Source organism: Stenotrophomonas sp. Steno-Z10-BAI (assembly GCF_056393115.1).
On the sequence record NZ_JBWJOZ010000005.1, the window covers coordinates 130,114 to 149,682 of the forward strand.

Genomic DNA, 19,569 nt, shown 5'->3' on the forward strand with positions numbered 1-19,569 from the left:
CCCGTGGTGACGCTTTGATGACGTTCACCGGCGGCCACGCCGTCCGCTGCTAGCCTTCGCTTCCCCACTCCCTGGAAGTACCGCATGAGCCGTCCCCATTGGCGTTTGATCCTCAACGGCAAGGCCACCGGCAATGAGGGTGTGCGCGAGGCGGTGGCGGCGCTGCGTGAGCGCGGGGTGCAGCTGGAGGTGCGGGTGACCTGGGAATCGGGCGATGCCGAGCGCTATGTGGCCGAAGCCATCGCGCATGGGGTCGACACGATCATCGCGGCCGGCGGCGACGGCACCCTCAGTGAGGTGGCCGAGACACTGGCCCACCGGGAAGAGGGGGCCGATGCATTGCCGTCGCTGGGGCTGCTGCCGCTGGGCACGGCCAATGATTTCGCCACCGCGGCGGAGATTCCCGATGCACCGCTGGCGGCGCTGGAGCTGATCACGCACGCTCCGGCACGCCCGGTCGACCTGCTGCGCATCGATGCCGATGGCAAGGTGTGGTGGTGCGCGAACGTGGCCAGTGGCGGTTTCGGCACCGAGGTCACGGTGGAGACCGATGAGGGCTTGAAGAAGGTGCTCGGTGGGCTGGCCTACCTGGTCACGGGGGTATCGCGGCTGGGGCGGATCGATCCGATCCAGGCACGGGTGCGGGCGCCGGGGTTCGAATGGGCCGGTGGTTTCATCGCACTCGGCGTGGGCAATGGCCGTCAGGCCGGCGGCGGGCAGGTGCTGTGCCCGGAAGCGTTGATCGACGATGGTCTGCTCGATATCACGGTGATCCCCGAGTTGAGCGGGGAGGTCGCCTCCACCTTTGCCGCGCTGGTCAAGGGCGGCAAGCGCGGCGCGCTGGAGCAGGTGGCCGAGCGTGTGCAGGCGCCGTGGGTGGAGATCGAGGCCGACGTGCCGCTGACGCTCAATCTGGATGGCGAACCGGTCCAGGCCCGGCACTTCCGCATCGACTGCGTGCCGGGCCGGGTCAACCTGCATGTGGCGCTGGACAGCCCGCTGCTGTCGCGGGGCTGATGCCATGGGCGGCGCCGGGTTCCATCCGGTGCCGTCAATGCGGTACAGTCGCCGGGTGTCCATTCTGACGACCCCGCATACCCTTTCTTCCGCTCGCCGTTGGTGGCGATGGTGGCCTGTTGCCGTCGTCCGTCCCGCCACCGCCGTTTCCCGGAAGGAAAGTCGTCTTGATTACGCTCGAGCAGTTCCAGCAGCAGGCCGCTGAAGGCCACACCCGCATCCCCGTCGTCCGTGAAGTGCTGTCCGACCTGGACACGCCGCTGTCGGTCTATCTGAAGCTCGCCGACGGCCCGCATACCTATCTGTTTGAATCGGTCGAGGGCGGCGAACGCTTCGGGCGCTATTCCATCATCGGCCTGCCGGCACGCCGGGTGTATGCCTTCCACGGCCATACCCTGACCATCAGCGAGTCCGGCACCGTGGTGGAAACCCGCGAGGTCGCCGACCCGTTCACCGAGGTCGAGGCGCTGCGCAGCGCCCACTCGGTGCCCAAGCTGGCGGGTCTGCCGGGCTTCACCGGTGGCCTGGTCGGCTGGTTCGGCTTCGAGTGCATCGGCTATATCGAACCGCGCCTGGCACCGCCGCGTGGCCGCGATGAGCTGGGCACGCCGGACATCCTGCTGCTGCACTCCGAAGAACTGGCGGTGTTCGACAACCTCAAGGGCCGTCTGTACCTGATCGTGCATGCCGATCCGGGTCAGCCCGGTGCATGGGAGGACGCCCAGGCCAAGCTGGATGCGCTGGTCGCCAAGCTGCGCGCCCCCGGCGCCGGCTACCCCGCGCCGATCACGCGCGACGTGCTGGACGAGAACGATTTCGTCTCCGGCTTCACCCGCGAAGGCTTCATTGCCGCGGTCGACAAATCCAAGGAATACATCCGCGCCGGCGACATCTTCCAGGTCGTGCTGAGCCAGCGCCTGAGCGTGCCGTTCAAGGCGCGCCCGGTGGATGTGTACCGCGCGCTGCGTGCGCTCAATCCCTCGCCGTACATGTATTTCCTCGATACCGGCGACGTGCAGGTGGTCGGCTCCTCGCCGGAGATCCTGGTGCGGCTGCAGGACGGGGAAGTCACCGTGCGTCCGATCGCCGGCACCCGCCCGCGCGGCGCCACGGTGGAAGAAGACAACGCACTGGAAGTTGAGCTGCTGGCCGATCCCAAGGAGCGTGCCGAGCATCTGATGCTGATCGATCTCGGCCGCAATGATGCCGGCCGCGTGTCCAAGGCCGGCACGGTGGAAGTGGGCGAGCAGTTCGTGATCGAACGCTACAGCCACGTCATGCACATCGTCAGCGAAGTCACCGGTCAGCTGCAGCCGGGCCTGAGTTATGCCGACGTGCTGCGCGCGACGTTCCCGGCCGGCACCGTCAGCGGTGCGCCGAAGATCCGCGCGCTGGAAGTGATCCGCGAGCTGGAACCGATCAAGCGCAACGTCTACGCCGGCAGCATCGGCTACATCGGCTGGCATGGCGATGCCGACACCGCCATCGCGATCCGCACCGCGGTGATCAAGGACGGCCGCCTGCACGTGCAGGCCGGTGCCGGCATCGTCTACGACTCGGACCCCGGCAAGGAATGGGACGAGACGATGAACAAGGGCCGCGCGCTGTTCCGTGCCGTGGCGCAGGCTGCCAAGGGCCTGTGAGTTTCCCGCGCCGTGGCCTGGCCGCGGCTCCCTTTGCACCCTTCTGACAAGGAATACCGCATGAAGCTGCTGAGCGCATTGCTGTTGTCGTCGACGTTGGCCGTGGTGGCCGGGTCCGCATGGGCGCAGGCCAATACCATTCCCTCGCAGCCTCATCTGCTGGTCAAGGGCAGTGCCACCCGCACGGTGATGCCGGACCGCTTCACGGTGAAGGTGGCGCTGGAATCGATCGACATGCAGACCGACACCGCCCGCGCCCGCGTACAGGCCAACGCCGAGCGGGTGCTGCAGCTGTTTGCCCAGCATGGCGCCATCGACGGCAGCGTGCTCGCCGCCAACCTGAGCATCGCGCCCTCTACGCGCTATCGCAACGATGAGGAGGTGTTCAACGGCACCGCCGCCCGGCGCGACCTGAAGGCCGAGTTCCCGGACGCGCAGGCGCTGAAAGCCTTCCTGGGCGAACTGAAGGCCAGCCGCGAGGTCCAGGTCAGTACCGCTGAACCCACGTATTCGGGTGAAAGCCGCCTGCGTGGCGACCTGAAGGCCGAGGCCGCCGCGCAGACGCGCGAATCGGCCAAGGGCCTGGCTGGCGCCTACGGCACGAAGATCACCGGTCTGTACAGCATTTCCGACGTCGCGCCGAACTTCGCTTATGGCGTGCAGGCCGGCACCTGGGGCACGCCCGGCCGGGATGGCTTCGGCTACGGCGGAGAAAGCGCAACGCTGGACAAGGTGGCTGTGACCGGATCGCGCTATCGCGCGTCGTCGGGCGGCGAACTGCTCACCGCCGCGCCCATTACGTACACCGAGAACGTGTACGCCATTTTCCTCATTCAAGACGGACCCTGACCATGTTGTTGATGCTCGACAACTACGACAGCTTCACCTACAACCTCGTGCAGTACCTGCAGACGCTGGGCGCCGAGGTGAAGGTGGTGCGCAACGACGCGTTGAGCGTCGATGAAATCGCCGCGCTCGCGCCCGAGCGCATCGTGATCTCGCCTGGCCCGTGCACGCCCAACGAAGCGGGGGTGTCGCTGGAGCTGATCCGTCGGCTTGGCCCGACCACGCCGATCCTGGGCGTGTGCCTGGGCCACCAGAGCATCGGCCAGGTGTACGGCGGCGATGTGATCCGCGCGGGCAACATCATGCACGGCAAGACCTCGCCGATCCGCCATGAAGGCAGGGGCGTGTTCGCCGGCCTGCCGGACCGCTACCAGGCCACGCGCTACCACTCGCTGGTGGTGGACAAGACCACGCTGCCGGCGTGCCTGGAAATGACCGCCTGGACGGAGAACGAGGACGGCTCGATCGAAGAGATCATGGGCCTGCGCCATCGCGAACATCCGGTCGAGGGCGTGCAGTTCCACCCCGAGTCGATCCTCACCGAGCATGGCCACGCCCTGCTGAAGAACTTCCTGCAGCGCTGAGCGCGCCGCACCTGCATCACAAAGGACCCCGCATGACCTTCTCCCCCCAGGAAGCCCTGCAGCGCACCATCGAGCACCGCGAAATCTTCTTCGACGAAATGGTCGACCTGATGCGGCAGATCATGCGCGGTGAAGTCTCGCCGGTGATGACCGCCGCGATCCTGACCGGCCTGCGGGTCAAGAAGGAAACCATCGGCGAAATCGCCGGTGCCGCCACTGTGATGCGCGAGCTCGCCCGCGCGGTGCCGGTGGAAGACAGAACGCATCTGGTGGATATCGTCGGCACCGGTGGCGATGGCTCGCACACCTTCAACATCTCCACCTGCGCGATGTTCGTGGTGTCCGCGGCCGGGGCCAAGGTGGCCAAGCATGGCAACCGGAGTGTCTCTTCCAAGTCCGGCAGTGCCGATGCGGTCGAGGCGCTGGGCGCGATCATCGATCTGCAGCCGGAGGACGTCGCGCGCGCGATCACCGAAACCGGCATCGGTTTCATGTTCGCGCCGATGCACCACCCGGCGATGAAGGTCGTCGCACCCGTACGCCGCGAAATGGGCGTGCGTACGATCTTCAACATCCTTGGCCCGCTGACCAATCCGGTCGGTGCGACCAACGTGTTGATGGGCGTGTTCCATTCGGATCTGGTCGGCATCCAGGCGCGCGTGCTGCGCGAACTCGGTGCCGAACGCGCGCTGGTGGTGTGGGGCCGCGACAACATGGATGAGATCTCGCTCGGCGCCGGGACGCTGGTGGGCGAACTGCGCGACGGCAAGGTGCGCGAGTACGAGATCCATCCGGAAGATTTCGGCATCGCGATGTCGGCCAGCCGCAACCTCAAGGTGGACAGCCCGGCGGAATCCATCGCGATGCTGCGCGGTGTGCTCGACAACCAGCCCGGCCCCGCGCTGGATATCGTGGCGCTCAATGCCGGCGCCGCGCTGTACGTGGCCGGTGTCGCCGACAGCATCGCCGATGGTCTGGCCCGTGCCCGTGCGGTGCTGGCCGATGGCAGTGCGCGCTCGCGGATGGAGCAGTACGTCGCCGCCACCCGCCGCATCCGCGGGGCCGTCTGAGCCCGCGTTTTCCGAATTCAGCGGGGCTGGTCGATAATGGCCGGCCTCCAGGACCCCAATGACATGAGCGACATCCTCGATACCATCCTGGCCCGCAAGGCCGAAGAAGTCGCCGCACGCCGGGCCCAGGTGCCGCTTGAAGCACTGATCGCGCGCGTGGAGCAGGCGCCGCCCGTGCGCGGCTTCGCTGATGCGCTGCGCGCCTCGATCACCGCCGGCAACCCGGCCGTGATCGCCGAGATCAAGAAGGCCAGCCCGTCCAAGGGCGTGATCCGCCCGGACTTCCATCCGGCCGACATCGCTGTGAGCTACGAATTCGGCGGCGCCAGCTGCCTGTCGGTGCTGACCGACGTGGATTTCTTCCAGGGCAGCGACGCCTACCTGCAGCAGGCGCGTGAAGCGTGCACGCTGCCGGTGCTGCGCAAGGACTTCGTGATCGATGCCTACCAGGTGTACGAAGCGCGCGTGCTCGGCGCGGACTGCATCCTGCTGATCGTCGCCGCCCTCGACGACCGCCAACTGGCCGAGTTGTCCGACCTGGCCATGCAGCTGGGCATGGACGTGCTGGTGGAAGTGCACGACATCGACGAGCTCGAGCGCGCCATCCAGGTGCCGGTGCCGCTGATCGGCATCAACAACCGCAACCTGCGCACCTTCGAGGTGTCGCTGCAGACCACGCTGGACATGCGCCAGGCCGTGCCGCGCGACCGCCTGCTGGTCACCGAAAGCGGCATCCTCGGCCCGGCCGATGTCAGCGTGATGCGTCAGGCCGGGGTCAACGCCTTCCTGGTCGGTGAGGCCTTCATGCGCGTGGAAGAGCCCGGCGAGGGCCTGCGTCAGCTATTCTTCAGCGCATGACAGCGATCTACCCAACGCCGCGCGACGACGCCCCGCTGGTGGTCTTCGATTTCGATCACACCCTGTATGACGGCGATTCCGGCAGCCATCTGTTCGCCTGGCTGATCAAGCGCAACCCGCTGCGGCTGCTGGCCGCCCTGGTCGCCACGCCGCTGCTCGGTCCGCTGGTGGCCTTCCTGCCCACCCGCCGCCGCGGCATCTCCGGCTATGTCTGGATCGCCACGTTTGGCCTGCACCGGGCGCGCGAGTTCAACAAGGTGATCGACCGCTACGTCCTCAAGCACGAGGCCGATATCCGCCGCCGCCTGCTGCCGGTCGCGCTGGAGGTGTTCGCGCGTCACCGCGCCGCCGGCGACCGCGTGGTGGTCGCTACCGGTGCACCGCCGGAACTGGCCCGCGCGATCCTGGCCTTCGTGGCGCATCAGGGCGTGCCGGTGATCGGCAGTGAGGTCGGCCCGTTCCTGGGCGCGGTCATCGCCACCCGCCACTGCCACAACGAAGAAAAGATGCGGATGCTGCGCGAGCGCGGCTATGGCGAGATCGATGTCGCCTATTCCGACAGCAGTGCGGACCTGCCACTGCTGCTGGCGGCCACGGCGCCGGTGGTGGTCAATCCGAAGGCGTCACGGGTGGACTATTTCCGCCAGGTGCTGCCGCCGGGTACCCCGGTGCTCAACTGGGGCTGTGTCGACCGGGCCGGCGACCCGGTCTGATCCGGCGCTGAGAACACCCGGGAAGGGCTGAAAAGGTGTCGCGTCCGGCTCAGCCTGCGCGCCACTGCACGATGGCATGGCCGATCTGGAACAGGCTGATGCCGAGCACCAGCACGCCAACAGCGACCAGCACCCAGCGTTCCTTGACCTTTTTGACCAGGATCGCGGCCACCGGCGCGGCCATCATGCCGCCGATCAGCAGGCCGGCCACGATGTTCAGGTACTGCACGCCCATGGTCAGCAGGAACGTGATCGACACCGCCAGGGTCACCACGAACTCGGCGGCATTGACCGTGCCGATGGTGGTGCGCGCCTGGCCGCCGCGGGCGAGCAGGGTGGAGGTCGCCACCGGGCCCCAGCCGCCACCGCCACTGGCATCCAGCAGGCCGGCCACGAAGCCCAGCAGCGGGACGCGCTTCACTTCCTGGGCCGGCAGCATCCGGCCGGCCGCACGCAGCAGGATGAAGATCGCCAGCACCAGCAGATACATATAGATGAAGGGGCGGATCACGTCGCCGGGCAGCTGGGTCAGCACGTAGGCGCCAACCACCCCGCCGACGGCGCCGGGCAACGCCAGGCGCAGGAACAACCGGCGGTCCACATTGCCCGCGACCAGATGCGAGACCCCGGAGGCCCCGGTGGTGAAGACCTCCGCGGTATGGATGCTGGCGCTGACCGCGGCGGGCGGCAGGCCCATGCTGAGCAGCACCGAAGAGGACACCAGCCCGAAGGCCATGCCCAGCGCGCCATCGATCAGCTGCGCGCCGAGGCCGATCAGGATGAACCAATAGAATTCGCTGCCAAGCTCCATGCCGACAGCCTAGCGGCAAATGGGCCGGCACGACCAAGGCCCGATCAGCGGGTGCCGTACAGAACGACGGTCTTGCCGCGGGCATGCAGCTGCCCGTCGGTCTGCAGCTTCTTCAGCACGCGGCCGGCCATTTCACGCGAGCAACCGACAAGGCGGGCCAGTTCCTGGCGCGAGACGCGCAGCTGCGTGCCCTGCGGGTGGCTCATCGCCTCCGGCTCGCGGGAAAGATCGTGCAGGGTCCGCACGATGCGGTCGGTCACATCCAGGAAGGCCAGGCGGCTGGCTTTCCTGCTGGTGTCGAGCAGGCGCTTGGAGAGCTGCTGGCCGATCGAGTAGAGCAGGCGCGGCGCATCGGCCGAGAGCGGGCCCAGGAACAGCTGATGCAGGCGCTCGTAGCTGATCTCGGCCAGCTCGCACGGGGTGCGGGTGCGCAGGATCACCTCGCGCCGGTCCGATTCGACGAACAGCCCCATCTCACCGACGAACTCTCCCGAGCCGAAGTAGCCCAGCACCAGCTCACGATCGTCATCTTCCTCAGCCATTATTGAGACTGAGCCACTGATCACGTAGTAGAGGGTGCCGGCCGGATCGCCTGGACGGAACACGTCGGTACGGGCGGGGTAGCGGCGGCGGTGGCTGTGGGCCAGGAAGCGATCGATTGTTGCGATATCCAGGGCCAATGGACTTGTGGCAAGGCGCACAGTTGACACGTTGAGGCGCTCCGATTGCTCATGAAGAATTCACGGCTATGTGCCGGGAGCTTAACGATCCGAATTGTTAAGGGCAAACCGAGCACAGCTACTCGTTTCAATGCAAGTTTCGCCCCCGATCACTTTGCCCCATAATTACTTCTTTCCCACCACACACAGGATCGACCGCCGTGGTCAAGCCGTTGCCTCGCCTGAGGTTGCAGGGTTTCAACAACCTCACCAAGGCGCTGAGCTTCAACATCTATGACGTCTGTTACGCCCGCACCGAAGAGGAGCGTCAGCGTTACATCGAATATATTGATGAAGAGTACAACGCCGATAGGCTGACTCAGATCCTGACCGACGTTGCCGAGATCATCGGCGCGAACATCCTGAACGTGGCCCGCCAGGACTACGACCCCCAGGGTGCCTCGGTGACGATCCTGATCTCGGAAGAGCCGGTGATCGACAAGAAGCAGGCCGGCAAGGAGCTGATCTCCGACGCCGTGGTTGCCCACATGGACAAGAGCCACATCACTGTCCATACGTACCCGGAAACCCATCCGCAGGAGGGCATCGCCACGTTCCGCGCGGACATCGATGTGGCCACCTGTGGCGTGATTTCCCCGTTGAAAGCGCTGAACTACCTGATCGAGAGTCTGGAATCGGACATCGTGATCATGGATTACCGCGTGCGTGGCTTCACCCGTGACGTGAAGGGCAAGAAGCACTACATCGATCACAAGATCAACTCGATCCAGAACTTCCTGGCCAAGAACATCAAGTCGCGTTACGAGATGTTCGACGTCAATGTCTATCAGGAAAATATCTTCCACACGAAGATGCACCTGAAGGACTTCGATCTGGACCAGTACCTGTTCGAAGAGAAGGCCAAGAACCTGTCGTTCAAGGAACGCATGAAGATCGAGGCGCTGCTGCGTCGTGAGATCGAAGAGCTGTTCCATGGGCGCAATCTGGCCGAGTAAGGCACGTCGCGATGTCGTCCGGGCCTGGCCCGGACGGCCTCGTTCAGGCGGGACGGCCCGCCCTGTGAAACCGGTGTTTGCGCAAAACCCGGTTCCACGGCAGCTACCGACGACGGTCCGGTGTGAAAACACCGGGCCGTTTTGCTTTTGTTAACCCAAGGAATCCCCCCATGCCCTGGATCTATCTCCTGGTTGCCGGTCTGTTCGAGATCGGCTTCGCCATCGGAATGAAGTACTCCGAAGGCTTCAGCAAGCCCCTTCCCACGCTGGCCACCGTGGCGGCCGCCCTGGTCAGCCTGTACCTGATGAGCCAGGCGATGAAATCCATCCCGGTCGGCACGGCCTATGCGATCTGGACCGGGATCGGCGCACTGGGCGTGGCGATGCTGGGCATCTTCCTGTTCGGCGACAGCGCCTCGCCGTCGCGGCTGGCCTGCATCGCGTTGATCGTGGCCGGTGTGATCGGGCTGAAGCTGGTCTCTGCCTGATCGTCGCCCGACCAACGGTCGGGCGCTACCGGTGGCAAGCCGGCCCGCAACCCATGCCGCGCGCGCCGTTCCGGTAGGTATCGACCGTTGGTCGATACGCCGTTACAAGTTGGTCGATACGCCGTTACAACCGGTACGCGATGGTCTTCATGACCTTGGAGGCCAGCGCCATCACCGACGGGATCGGTGCGGGCAGCTTCCGCGCGCCGGCATGCTCGGCGTGGTCGGCGTGGCGGGCCTCGTCGATCTTCATCACCTTGATCACCTCACGGCTGCGCAGGTCGGCCGGGGGCAGGGTGTCCAGGTGTTCGTCCAGATGGGCTTCGACCTGGCGTTCGGTCTCGACCACGAAGCCCAGGTTCCAGCCATCCCCACGCAGGCCGGCCAGGGTGCCGATGGTGTAGCTGCCGGCATACCAGATCGGGTTGAACAGGCTGGGGCGGCTGTCCAGCTCGCGCAGGCGCTGGGCGCACCAGGCCAGATGGTCGGTCTCTTCCTGGGCGGCATCGAGCAGGTGGGCGCGGGTTTCCGGCTCACGGGCAACCGCGGCCTGGCCGAAGTACAGGCCCTGGGCGCAGACCTCGCCGACATGGTTGATGCGCATCAGCCCGGCCGCGTGGCGGCGCTCGGGGTCGGCCATCTGCACGTCCGGGGTGGCCTCGGCGGGGTAGGGGCGGCTGGCCGGCGGGTTGCCGAACACGGTATCCAGGGCCCGCTGGGCTTCGGTCAGCAGGTGGTCGAGCGGGGTGATCTGGCGGAGCGCGGTCATGGCAGGTGGTGTCGCGGCGGGGGACTGTCGATTCTCGCCCCCGCGGACCGGTGTGCCAAGCCGGGATCCGGTCAACTTGCATGTGGCGGGCATGGCCAGTACAATCCCGCCTCTTCACAACGCGTGGCAGAGTTCCGGCCGTACTGCGCCGTAATGAGCCCGACCTACTAGAGTTCTTTCATGAGCACTTTCACTGCAAAGTCCGAGACCGTCCAGCGCGACTGGTATCTCGTCGACGCATCCGGCAAGACGCTGGGCCGTCTGTCCACCGAGCTGGCCCGCCGTCTGCGCGGCAAGCACAAGCCGGTTTACACCCCTCACGTTGATACCGGTGATTACCTGGTTGTCATCAATGCAGAAAAGATTGTCGTCACCGGCAACAAGCTGCAGGACAAGCTGTATCACCGTTTCACTGGCTACATCGGCAACCTGAAGACCGAAACTCTGGCCCAGGCGCTTGAGCGCCATCCGGAGCGTGTCATCGAGACCGCCGTCAAGGGCATGCTGCCGAAGGGCCCGCTGGGCCGCGCCATGTACCGCAAGCTCAAGGTGTACTCGGGTTCCGAGCACCCGCACGCCGCTCAGCAGCCTCAGGTTCTGGATATCTAATCATGGCTATCACGCAAAACTACGGCACCGGCCGCCGCAAGTCCTCCACCGCCCGCGTGTTCCTGCGCAAGGGCGCCGGCAACATCACCGTCAATGGCCGTCCGCTGGACGAGTTCTTTGGCCGTGAGACGGCGCGCATGATCGTGCGTCAGCCGCTGGAACTGACCAAGAACACCGAAACCTTCGACATCATGGTCACCGCCGCTGGCGGTGGTACCACGGGTCAGGCCGGTGCGATCCGTCTGGGCATCGCCCGCGCGCTGATCGAATACGACGAAACCCTGAAGTCCGAGCTGCGCAAGGCTGGCTTCATGACCCGTGACGCCCGTGAAGTCGAGCGTAAGAAGGTCGGCCTGCACAAGGCACGTCGCGCCACCCAGTTCTCCAAGCGCTGATCCATCGCGCCTGGCGTGGGATCCTTCGGGGTCCCGCTGGGAGGTACGCAAAAGCCCGGCTTCGGCCGGGCTTTTGTCGTTTCCGGGGGGTGGGTTTCGTCCCCGCAGATCGCTTGGTTGTCAGGTGGATGCAGCGAGGGATGGCGACGCTTCCGGCGGCACTGCTGCGCTCGCCGCTGTTTCATAGGGGCGGTAGTGCCGACCGCTGGTCGGCTACTCTCGCGGCCCGGCATGGGCGGGGTGTCGGCTGGCCGTCCTCTCTCTGGTGAAACAGCCCCCTTGGAGTACAAGGGGGCGCGCCGTCAGGCGCGGGGATGTGGCAGGGGAGGGCTGGCGCCCACACCGTGCTGCGCAAGGTGTGGGGTCCGGGCGCTTCGCGCCCGGACAAACGCCCAAACAAACAGAAAAGGCCGATCTTTCGATCGGCCTTTTCTGTTTGTTTGGCTGCCCCGGATGGATTCGAACCACCGAATGCCTGAGTCAGAGTCAGGTGCCTTACCGCTTGGCGACGGGGCAAAATGTGCGTGCAATTATTGCACTTTCTCCCTGAAAAACCAAGCGAACTTGGTGGCTATGGGTGGACTCGAACCACCGACCCCAGCATTATGAGTGCTGTGCTCTAACCGGCTGAGCTACATAGCCTCAGGGAGCCGGCAATTCTGGAGATGTATTCGGAATCTGTCAACACTTTTTCACCGCGCTTGTGAGTGGGCAGCGGGCGTGGCACAGTCCCGATCAGTAGATTTTTCTAGGAGTCCGCATCGTGATCGATCCGGACGGCTATCGACCGAACGTCGGTATTGTGCTGATGCGGCAGGATGGGCAGGTTTTCTGGGCACGACGTGTGCGCCGGGATGGCTGGCAGTTCCCGCAGGGCGGCATGAACACCGACGAGACGCCTGTCGAAGCCATGTATCGCGAGTTGCAGGAAGAAACCGGGTTGTTGCCGGAGCACGTTGAAGTGCTCGGGGCGACGCCGGGTTGGCTTCGCTATCGGCTGCCGGCACGGGCCATCCGCCGCAATGAACGGCAGGTCTGTATCGGCCAGAAGCAGGTGTGGTTCCTGCTCCGGCTGGCCGGGGACGAATCCCACGTCACCCTGGACCATACGGACAGCCCCGAGTTCGACCAGTGGCGTTGGGTCGATTTCTGGTACCCGGTGGAGCATGTGGTGATGTTCAAGCGGGGCGTCTATGCACGTGCCCTGCGCCATCTGGCGCCGCTGGCACGGGGGGTGGCCGGGACGGGGGTGGAAACGATGCCCAAGTCCGCCCAGGAAGCCTGGATGCCGGGCAACGCCGCCGGTCATGATCGGCCGCGCAAGCGCACCACGCCCAAGCGGGGGGGCGGCTACTGGCCGCGCAGCAAGGCCAAGGGCGAGCCGGGCGCCGTCTGAGCGCTGCTGGCGGCTCTGAACCGTATCGAGAATGATTCAGGTTCGAAATTGACAACCATTCGCATTTCGATTGGAATAGCAGCAGGCCGATCCGGGCCTGCCTGCCGAGTCCGCACGTGTACGTCTGCATCTGCAACGGGGTTACCGACCATCAGATCCGCGAAGCCGCCCAGAGCGGTGTCGTGAGCGTGTCCGAGTTGACGATGCGCACCGGCTGCGGCGCCACCTGCGGTTCCTGCCTGGACATGGCGGCCGACCTGCTGGTCAAGTTCAGCGCCACCCACGACCTGCCACTGCCGGTTCTCGGCCTGCAAGCCGCCTGAGCTCGGGCCGCCCGGTAGCGGGCCGCAACTGAGCACGATTCGCGTTCCTTCATGCCTGCGCGCGACGCGCTACAGTGCCCGCGATTCCACGCAGCAGGAGCACGCTCATGAAGGGCGACGCCAAAGTCATCGAATTCCTCAACAAGGTCCTCTACAACGAGCTGACCGCGATCAACCAGTACTTCCTGCACGCCAAGATGCTGAAGAACTGGGGCCTGAAGGAACTCGCCGATCACGAATACAAGGAATCGATCGAAGAGATGAAGCATGCGGACATCCTGTCCGACCGCATCCTCTTCCTCGAAGGCCTGCCGAACTTCCAGGCACTGGGCAAGCTGCGCATCGGCGAGAACCCGGCCGAGATCCTGCAGTGCGACCTCAGCCTGGAACGCGACGGCGTGGTCACGCTGCGCGAGGCTGTTGCGTATGCCGATTCGATCGGCGATTACGTCAGCCGCCAGCTGTTCGTGAAAATCCTCGCGTCCGAGGAAGAGCACATCGACTGGCTGGAAACCCAGCTGGATCTGATCGAGCGCATCGGCGAACCGAACTACCTGCTGACCAAGATCGAAGACTGAGTCAGCCCTGCAGCGGGGCGCGCAGGCGGGCGTGATAGCCGGCCAGCGCGATCCGTGCACGCGCGAACTCGGCGATCAACAGCGCCACCGCCACGGCGGGGCGCTCCAGCGTGCCGGCGCGGGCATCGTGCTCGATCCGCCAGGCCGCTGCCGACAGGGCCATCGCACCCACATTGGCGCTGGCCGACTTGAGGCTGTGCGCCAACGCGCGCAGCTGGTCCAGGTCCGCTGCGACCGAGGCGTCCTGCAGCTGGCGTATCAACGGTGGCGTGTCATCCAGGAACACGCCGATGATGCGCGCGGTATCGGGACCAATGACCTCCAGCAGTTCATCCAGCACATCCTGATCAAGCACCGGGGCCGGCGCCTCGTCGCGTGCTGGCGGCGCCGCGGGCGGTGAAGGCAGCTGCTCGGGCAGGGACGGTGGCTGCACGGCCGGGTCGTCGGCCATCACGCTTCCCCAGCGAGCCAGCACGGCCTGGAGTGTTTCGCGGTGGATCGGTTTGGACAGGTAATCGTCCATGCCGGCCTGCAGGCAGCGCTCGCGGTCGCCCGCCATCGCATTGGCGGTCATCGCCACGATCGGCAGCCGTGCCGCGCCCCGTGTGGCCTCGTGCGCGCGCCAGCGGCGGGTGGCGTCGTAGCCATCCAGCACCGGCATCTGGCAATCCATCAGCACCACATCGAACGGCCGGGCGTGCAGTGCCTCCAGTGCCTGCTCGCCCTCGGTGGCGGTCTCCACCTCGCAGCCCAGCACCTGCAGCAGCCGCTGCGCGACCAGCAGGTTGACGCTGTTGTCTTCCACCAGGAGCACGCGCAGCGGGAACTGCGGCAGTGCCGTGGGCGAGCCTGCGTACTCCACCTCGGCCAGCAGCGCGGCCGGGCGCGCGCTGGGCACCACCGGGCGCAGCAGCGCGTGCAGTTCACTGTCAGCGCCCTGCCGCGACAGGGCGGGTCCCGGGCCAAGCGCCTCGGGCGCGGGCGCCTCATCGCCATACAGCCACAGCAGCTGCGCAGCGGGATGCTGTTCGTTCCCGGCCACCGCCTTCTGCAATGCCTGGGTGCCATGGCGCAGGCCGTCAGTGTCGGCGATCACCCAGGCCAGGGCCGGGTCGATACCGGGGCGCTGTGGGGCGCGAAGGGCGTCGATCGCTTCGGCGCTGGTCTCCACGGTGTGCAGGCGCAGATCATGGAGCTGGGTCACCCGCTCGATGCGCTGGGCGAGCACCGCATCGCGGGTGATCAGCAGGGCGCGCCGCGTGTTGCCGACGGCAGGCAGATCACCGATCACCTTGAGCAGCGGAATCTCGAACCAGAACGTAGCGCCGCGCCCCACGGTGGACTGCACGCCGATGCGGCCATGCATCAGGTCGATGATGCGCTTGCAGATGGCCAGGCCCAGCCCGGTGCCGCCATACAGGCGCGTGGTCGAGGCATCGGCCTGGCTGAAGGATTGGAACAGGCGCGCCTGCAGGGCGTCGTCGATGCCGATCCCGCTGTCGGCGATCTCGAACCGCAGCTGGTGCTGCGCGTTGGTCTCGCCCTGGCGCTGCACGCGCAGCCGGATCTGGCCACGCTCGGTGAACTTGATCGCGTTGACCAGCAGGTTGCTCAGCACCTGGCGCAGGCGCACCGGGTCGCCACGGACGGACAGGCGTACCGCCGGGTCGAGTTCGAGCAAGAGCTGCAGGCCTTTCGGATCGGCGGCGCGCTGCATCAACTGCACCAGCCCTTCGAGCAGCTCGCGCAGGTTGAACGTGGTGATCTCCAGGTTCAGGCCCTTGGCCTCGAGCCGGGAGTAATCGAGGATGTCATCGACGATCCTCAGCAGCTGCTGTGAGCTGGTCGCGGCGGTCTGCAGCATCTGGCGCTGGTCACTGCCGAGCTGGCCGCGCGCGATCAGATCGAGCATCGGCAGGATGCCGTTGAGCGGCGTGCGGATCTCGTGGCTCATGGTGGCCAGGAACTCACCCTTGGCCATCGCCGCGGCTTCGGCGGCCTGCTTGGCGCTGAGCAGTTCCTGTTCCAGCTGGTTCTGCTGCTGACGGCGCTGCTGCAGCTGATCGCGCTCGAGCACCAGCGCCTCATTGCCCCGCTGCAGCCTCTCCAGCTGGTCCTGCGCGTCACGCCAGCGGCGTACCGCCTGGATGCCGGCGATCAGTGCCAGCACGCCGGTGCCGGCGGCAATGTCGATCCATGGCCCATTGGCACCGATGCGCGCCATCACCGCGGCAGTGGCACACAGGGCGGCCGCCGCAGCGCTGATCCACAGCGAGGCCGGGGTGGAGGAGGGGGCTGGCCGTCCGTGGCGTCCCATGCTCAGAGCACCGAGTTCTGGAAGTCGAAGTTCAGTTCGCTGCCGGCGGACTGGACCATGTTGCCCTGGATGAAATCGACCCCGCCGATCCACATCGCGGCCGCGGCCTGCGGGTCTTCGATCTGCTGGCCGATGATGCGCAGCCCGGCGCGGTGCGCCAGGTCGATCGCCGCGCGCAGTTCGTCGCGCGTGTGCTGGTTGGTGTGGCTGTTGGAGAAGCGCGCGGCCATGCGCACATAGGCCAGCGGCAGCTGCGCCATCAATGCATTGGCCTCATCGCCCGGCTCGAACTGGCTCAGGCAGAAGCGCACGCCGGCCGCATGCATGCGCGTGCAGAACTGCTGCAGGGTGACGGTGTGGATCAGGGCATCGGGCAGACGCACGTCGATGACCAGCGCGCTGCCGTCGATCTGCCGGCTCGCCAGCGATTCCAGCAGCCAGTCACCGAAGGCATCACGGGCCAGTGTGCGCAGCGACTGCGAGACGAACAGGTGCAACGGCTGCGCGGCGTGGCGATACAGATCCAGCAGCCCCAGCGCATGGTCGAGCACCTGCTGGTCCAGATCGGCGATGCGCCCGGCCGCTTCGGCGGCCGGGATCACCTGCCCGGCGGCCAGCACGCTGCCATCGGCCTGGCGCAGCCGCAGCAGCACCTGGTACTGCGCGGTGTTGCCACCGGCCACGGCGACGATCGGCTGGTAGGCCAGTTCCAGCTGCCCTTCAAGCAACGCCAGGTGTTCCTGCGCGGCCACATCTTCGCGGCGCACGTAGGCGGCCACGCCCGCGGTCAGCAGGCGGGCCTGCAGGGTGGTGCGTTCGACCGCTTCCAGTGCGCTGCCCGCATCGGAGAAGCCCGGCGAGAGCTGGGCATGACCGACCACGCCGCGCAGGTGCACGGATTCGTCATCGCGGATCACGAACGCGCGCGTGGACAACTGCTCGCGCAGGGCATGCGCCATCGCATCCAGCGTGGCCTCGTCGGCCCCGCGGGCCAGCACCAGGAAGCTGTTGTCGTTCAAGCGTGCCAGCAGGTGGGGCTGGGCGGCATCGGCCAGCCGCTGGCCGGCCTGGGTCATCAGCCGTTCGAACGCGGCATAGCCGTAGCGCTCGCGCAGGCCCAGCGCGCTGGCGATCTCGATGAAGAACAGACCGCCCTGATCGCGGTGCGCCAGCGAGGCGCCGAGCTGTTGCATCACATGATGGCGGGTCGGCAGGCCGGTCTCGGGGTTGTTCATCGCCGGTGCGCTGCCGTTGCCCGCCTGCGAGGCGGCCTGCGCACGTGCGCGGCGGATCCGGTTGGAGACGGCGGCGATCAGGTGGCGCGGGCGGATCGGCTTGCTGAGGAAATCATCGGCGCCGCTGTCGAGCACCTCGAACTGGCGCTCCGGATCCGGGTCGCCACTGAGGAACACGATGGGCAGCAGCTGCTGGCCGGGTTGCTGGCGGATCAGTGCGGTCAGCCGCATCCCATCCAGCCCGGGCAGGTGCAGGTCCATCAGGATCAGATCGGGGCGATGCTCGGCGATGGCCTGCTGCACCCCCTCGGCATCGCTGTGCACCAGCGCCTGCATGCCGGCGCCGTGCAGCACGCTTTGCGCGAAGAGGGCCTGCGAGCGGTCGTCTTCGACGATCAGCACGCGGTACGCAGCGTCGATGGCGGCCGGCGGCAGGCTGCCGGTCTCGGCGTGCATCGGGGGGAGCAGGGGCGGCGGGCTGGCCGGCGCCGGCGTCAGTGCGACGACATTGCTGTGCATCACGGGTGCGGGTGAGCCCTGGCGTTGCCAGCGCTGCCAGTGGTCGGCCGGCGGCGTTTCAGCGCGCACGGCGCGGGCGGATGCAACAACGTTGTCGTGAACGGCCATCAGTACTCCCAGTCTGCGCCGCAATTATGCGATGAACACCCGAAGGCAGGGCACGCCTCACCGTGGCAGGGTTCCCGGTTTGACCTGCGTCTGACCACTGTCGGTCTGCCGCATCAACCAGCGCATGCCCTTCCACAGCGTCCGCCAGATCATCCAGACGATCAACGCGCCGATCAGGCTGCACGCCACCACCAGGATCAGCGCCAGCCATGGGTGCGCCAGCGCGAGCGCGAGCCCGCCGACCACCACGGTGTCTTCGGCGGCGGAGGCGATCCAGTTGCTGGCCGGTTCGGGCGAGGTGTTGAGCAGGGCGCGGGTACCGGATTTGAGCCCGTGGCTGGCCAGCGCGACGCCGGCGCCGGCCACCAGCGCGGTGCCGCTGAGCTCGCCGCTGGGCGAGAGCGTGGCGGCGGCCAGGAACGCACCAGCCGGGACCCGGGCCAGGGTCTGGACCAGATCCCAGACCGAGTCGACCCCGGGGATCTTGTCGGCGAAGAATTCGGCGATGGCCAGCACGGCCGAGGTGCCCAGCACCCACCAGGACTCCGTGGCCTGCAGCGCGGGCGGCAGGTCGACCCAGCCGAGCAGGCCGGCCAGGCCGACGCCGAACACGGTCAGGTACACGCGGATGCCGGCCAGCCAGGCCAGCAGGATGCCGATCACGAACAGGTGGGCTTCGGTCATGGCACGCGCTCCGGCTACAGAATGTGCACAGGCGCACACTATCGGGGATGACGTCCATGAACGCCACTGCCTCGATCCCGGCCCTGCGCGGACAAGGTCTTTCCCCTGACTTACACTAGCCCGTCGTTCCAGACAGGGGCCGTTGCGACAGCGCCGGCAGGCGCGGTCGCCCAGGACTGCCATGAATAAACCCACACCTTCCCGCATCCAGATCCGCCGGCCGGGCGCGCCGCCCGTGCAGGACCGCAAGCGCCTGCTGGTGCTGGGCGGGGCCTGGCTGCTGTCGCTGATCCTTGCCGTGCTGCTTGGCGCCTGGCTGGGCTCGCCCGGCGGTGACGTCGGCACCCAGCTCAAGGCGGCCGAGACCCGCAACGAGCGCCTCCAGCAGCAGCTCATCGAACTGCAGCAGCGCCAGGCGACCCTGCAGGCCTCCGACCGCATCAGCCGCGCCGCCAACAACGAAGTCCAGACCTCGCTGGGCGAGCGCGATGAAGAAATCGCCGGCCTGCGCGCCGACGTGGCCTTCTATGAGCGCCTGGTCGGAGCGACCAGCCAGCGCAAGGGGCTGAACACCCATTCGGTGGAGTTCTCGCCGGAGACCGGCGGCACCTGGCAGTACGCCGTGGTGCTGACCCAGAACCTGAACCGCGGGGCGATCAGCCAGGGGCAGATGCGCTTCACGGTGGAAGGCGTCAAGGACGGCAAGCTGACCTCGGTCAGCTGGGACGAGCTGCACCAGCGCACCAAGGTACCGGGCCAGGACTATTCCTTCCGGTATTTCCAGCAGCTCACCGGCAGCGTGATGCTGCCACCAGGCTTCACCCCGCAACGTGTGCGGGTCACGCTGGGATCGGGCGCGGGGGGCGCCACCCAGGTATTCGATTGGAAGCAGGCCGGAGCACCGGCGGCATCGGCAAAAGAAGGGGAGTAA

Annotated in this window: 21 protein-coding genes and 2 tRNA genes; 15 read left to right on the forward strand and 8 right to left on the reverse strand. The window is 66.7% G+C overall.

Annotation, left to right across the window (positions count from 1 at the left end):
* The first annotated feature begins 84 nt into the window (after window positions 1-84).
* The 7 genes from yegS (at window position 85) to AC06E9_RS13820 (ending at window position 6,731) form a co-directional block, all read left to right on the forward strand.
* Window positions 85-1,017: a lipid kinase YegS gene (yegS, locus tag AC06E9_RS13790; protein WP_121040625.1), complete on the forward strand. Its 933-nt coding sequence runs from the start codon at window positions 85-87 to the stop codon at window positions 1,015-1,017.
* 167 nt (window positions 1,018-1,184) lie between these two features.
* Window positions 1,185-2,660, forward strand: coding sequence for an anthranilate synthase component I (gene trpE / locus AC06E9_RS13795; protein ID WP_121040623.1), 1,476 nt, complete (start codon window positions 1,185-1,187; stop codon window positions 2,658-2,660).
* 60 nt (window positions 2,661-2,720) lie between these two features.
* Window positions 2,721-3,509 (forward strand): SIMPL domain-containing protein, encoded by a 789-nt coding sequence (locus AC06E9_RS13800; RefSeq protein WP_152150914.1) that lies wholly within the window; start codon window positions 2,721-2,723, stop codon window positions 3,507-3,509.
* 2 nt (window positions 3,510-3,511) lie between these two features.
* On the forward strand, window positions 3,512-4,090 hold the full coding sequence (locus AC06E9_RS13805) for an anthranilate synthase component II (RefSeq protein ID WP_282263865.1): 579 nt from the start codon (window positions 3,512-3,514) through the stop codon (window positions 4,088-4,090).
* Window positions 4,091-4,122: 32 nt separating this feature from the next.
* Window positions 4,123-5,160 carry an anthranilate phosphoribosyltransferase gene (trpD, locus tag AC06E9_RS13810; RefSeq protein ID WP_121040617.1) on the forward strand — a complete coding sequence of 346 codons (1,038 nt, stop codon included), beginning with the start codon at window positions 4,123-4,125 and terminating at the stop codon, window positions 5,158-5,160.
* Between the two features lie 63 nt (window positions 5,161-5,223).
* On the forward strand, window positions 5,224-6,018 hold the full coding sequence (gene trpC, locus AC06E9_RS13815) for an indole-3-glycerol phosphate synthase TrpC (RefSeq protein ID WP_152150916.1): 795 nt from the start codon (window positions 5,224-5,226) through the stop codon (window positions 6,016-6,018).
* Window positions 6,015-6,731, forward strand: coding sequence for a haloacid dehalogenase-like hydrolase (locus AC06E9_RS13820; RefSeq protein WP_282263863.1), 717 nt, complete (start codon window positions 6,015-6,017; stop codon window positions 6,729-6,731). The genes trpC and AC06E9_RS13820 overlap by 4 nt, the downstream gene beginning before the upstream one ends.
* Window positions 6,732-6,780: 49 nt before the next feature.
* Here the strand turns inward: AC06E9_RS13820 and AC06E9_RS13825 are convergent, their stop codons facing one another.
* Window positions 6,781-7,542 carry a sulfite exporter TauE/SafE family protein gene (locus tag AC06E9_RS13825; protein ID WP_121040611.1) on the reverse strand — a complete coding sequence of 254 codons (762 nt, stop codon included), beginning with the start codon at window positions 7,540-7,542 and terminating at the stop codon, window positions 6,781-6,783.
* Window positions 7,543-7,586: 44 nt separating this feature from the next.
* Window positions 7,587-8,252, reverse strand: coding sequence for a cAMP-activated global transcriptional regulator CRP (gene crp / locus AC06E9_RS13830; RefSeq protein ID WP_088433580.1), 666 nt, complete (start codon window positions 8,250-8,252; stop codon window positions 7,587-7,589).
* Window positions 8,253-8,422: 170 nt separating this feature from the next.
* Between crp and speD the strand changes: the two genes are divergently transcribed.
* Both speD and sugE read left to right on the forward strand, forming a co-directional pair.
* Window positions 8,423-9,217 carry an adenosylmethionine decarboxylase gene (gene speD, locus AC06E9_RS13835; RefSeq protein ID WP_019185315.1) on the forward strand — a complete coding sequence of 265 codons (795 nt, stop codon included), beginning with the start codon at window positions 8,423-8,425 and terminating at the stop codon, window positions 9,215-9,217.
* 170 nt (window positions 9,218-9,387) lie between these two features.
* The gene (sugE, locus tag AC06E9_RS13840) at window positions 9,388-9,705 is read left to right on the forward strand and encodes a quaternary ammonium compound efflux SMR transporter SugE (protein WP_046273055.1); all 318 of its coding nucleotides are present in this window, start codon (window positions 9,388-9,390) and stop codon (window positions 9,703-9,705) included.
* A gap of 124 nt (window positions 9,706-9,829) precedes the next feature.
* Here sugE and coq7 read toward each other — a convergent pair whose 3' ends face one another.
* Window positions 9,830-10,474 carry a 2-polyprenyl-3-methyl-6-methoxy-1,4-benzoquinone monooxygenase gene (gene coq7, locus AC06E9_RS13845; RefSeq protein WP_121040609.1) on the reverse strand — a complete coding sequence of 215 codons (645 nt, stop codon included), beginning with the start codon at window positions 10,472-10,474 and terminating at the stop codon, window positions 9,830-9,832.
* 180 nt (window positions 10,475-10,654) lie between these two features.
* Here coq7 and rplM point away from each other — a divergent pair, with 180 nt between their 5' ends.
* On the forward strand, window positions 10,655-11,083 hold the full coding sequence (rplM, locus tag AC06E9_RS13850; protein WP_038685795.1) for a 50S ribosomal protein L13: 429 nt from the start codon (window positions 10,655-10,657) through the stop codon (window positions 11,081-11,083).
* Window positions 11,084-11,085: 2 nt separating this feature from the next.
* Window positions 11,086-11,478 carry a 30S ribosomal protein S9 gene (gene rpsI / locus AC06E9_RS13855; protein WP_019185318.1) on the forward strand — a complete coding sequence of 131 codons (393 nt, stop codon included), beginning with the start codon at window positions 11,086-11,088 and terminating at the stop codon, window positions 11,476-11,478.
* Window positions 11,479-11,919: 441 nt separating this feature from the next.
* Here rpsI and AC06E9_RS13860 read toward each other — a convergent pair.
* A tRNA-Gln gene (locus tag AC06E9_RS13860) sits at window positions 11,920-11,994 on the reverse strand.
* A gap of 49 nt (window positions 11,995-12,043) precedes the next feature.
* Window positions 12,044-12,120 (reverse strand) — tRNA-Met (locus tag AC06E9_RS13865).
* Between the two features lie 121 nt (window positions 12,121-12,241).
* Between AC06E9_RS13865 and AC06E9_RS13870 the strand changes: the two genes are divergently transcribed.
* From AC06E9_RS13870 to bfr, 3 genes are all read left to right on the forward strand, one after another.
* Window positions 12,242-12,874, forward strand: coding sequence for an RNA pyrophosphohydrolase (locus AC06E9_RS13870; RefSeq protein WP_121040607.1), 633 nt, complete (start codon window positions 12,242-12,244; stop codon window positions 12,872-12,874).
* Between the two features lie 116 nt (window positions 12,875-12,990).
* Complete coding sequence (locus AC06E9_RS13875; protein ID WP_121040604.1) at window positions 12,991-13,197, forward strand: (2Fe-2S)-binding protein; 207 nt, start codon at window positions 12,991-12,993, stop codon at window positions 13,195-13,197.
* Between the two features lie 107 nt (window positions 13,198-13,304).
* Window positions 13,305-13,775 (forward strand): bacterioferritin, encoded by a 471-nt coding sequence (gene bfr / locus AC06E9_RS13880; protein ID WP_121040602.1) that lies wholly within the window; start codon window positions 13,305-13,307, stop codon window positions 13,773-13,775.
* A 1-nt stretch (window position 13,776) separates the two neighbouring features.
* Here the strand turns inward: bfr and AC06E9_RS13885 are convergent, their stop codons facing one another.
* Genes AC06E9_RS13885 through AC06E9_RS13895 form a run of 3 tightly spaced genes read right to left on the reverse strand, consistent with a single transcriptional unit; the run spans window position 13,777 to window position 18,638 of the window.
* Entirely contained in the window at window positions 13,777-16,092 is a 2,316-nt protein-coding gene (locus AC06E9_RS13885; RefSeq protein ID WP_478056237.1) for an ATP-binding protein, read from the reverse strand.
* A 2-nt stretch (window positions 16,093-16,094) separates the two neighbouring features.
* On the reverse strand, window positions 16,095-17,954 hold the full coding sequence (locus AC06E9_RS13890) for an EAL domain-containing protein (RefSeq protein WP_121040598.1): 1,860 nt from the start codon (window positions 17,952-17,954) through the stop codon (window positions 16,095-16,097).
* Between the two features lie 57 nt (window positions 17,955-18,011).
* Window positions 18,012-18,638: a DUF4126 domain-containing protein gene (locus AC06E9_RS13895; RefSeq protein WP_478056238.1), complete on the reverse strand. Its 627-nt coding sequence runs from the start codon at window positions 18,636-18,638 to the stop codon at window positions 18,012-18,014.
* A gap of 181 nt (window positions 18,639-18,819) precedes the next feature.
* Between AC06E9_RS13895 and AC06E9_RS13900 the strand changes: the two genes are divergently transcribed.
* Window positions 18,820-19,569 carry a DUF6776 family protein gene (locus AC06E9_RS13900; RefSeq protein WP_121040594.1) on the forward strand — a complete coding sequence of 250 codons (750 nt, stop codon included), beginning with the start codon at window positions 18,820-18,822 and terminating at the stop codon, window positions 19,567-19,569.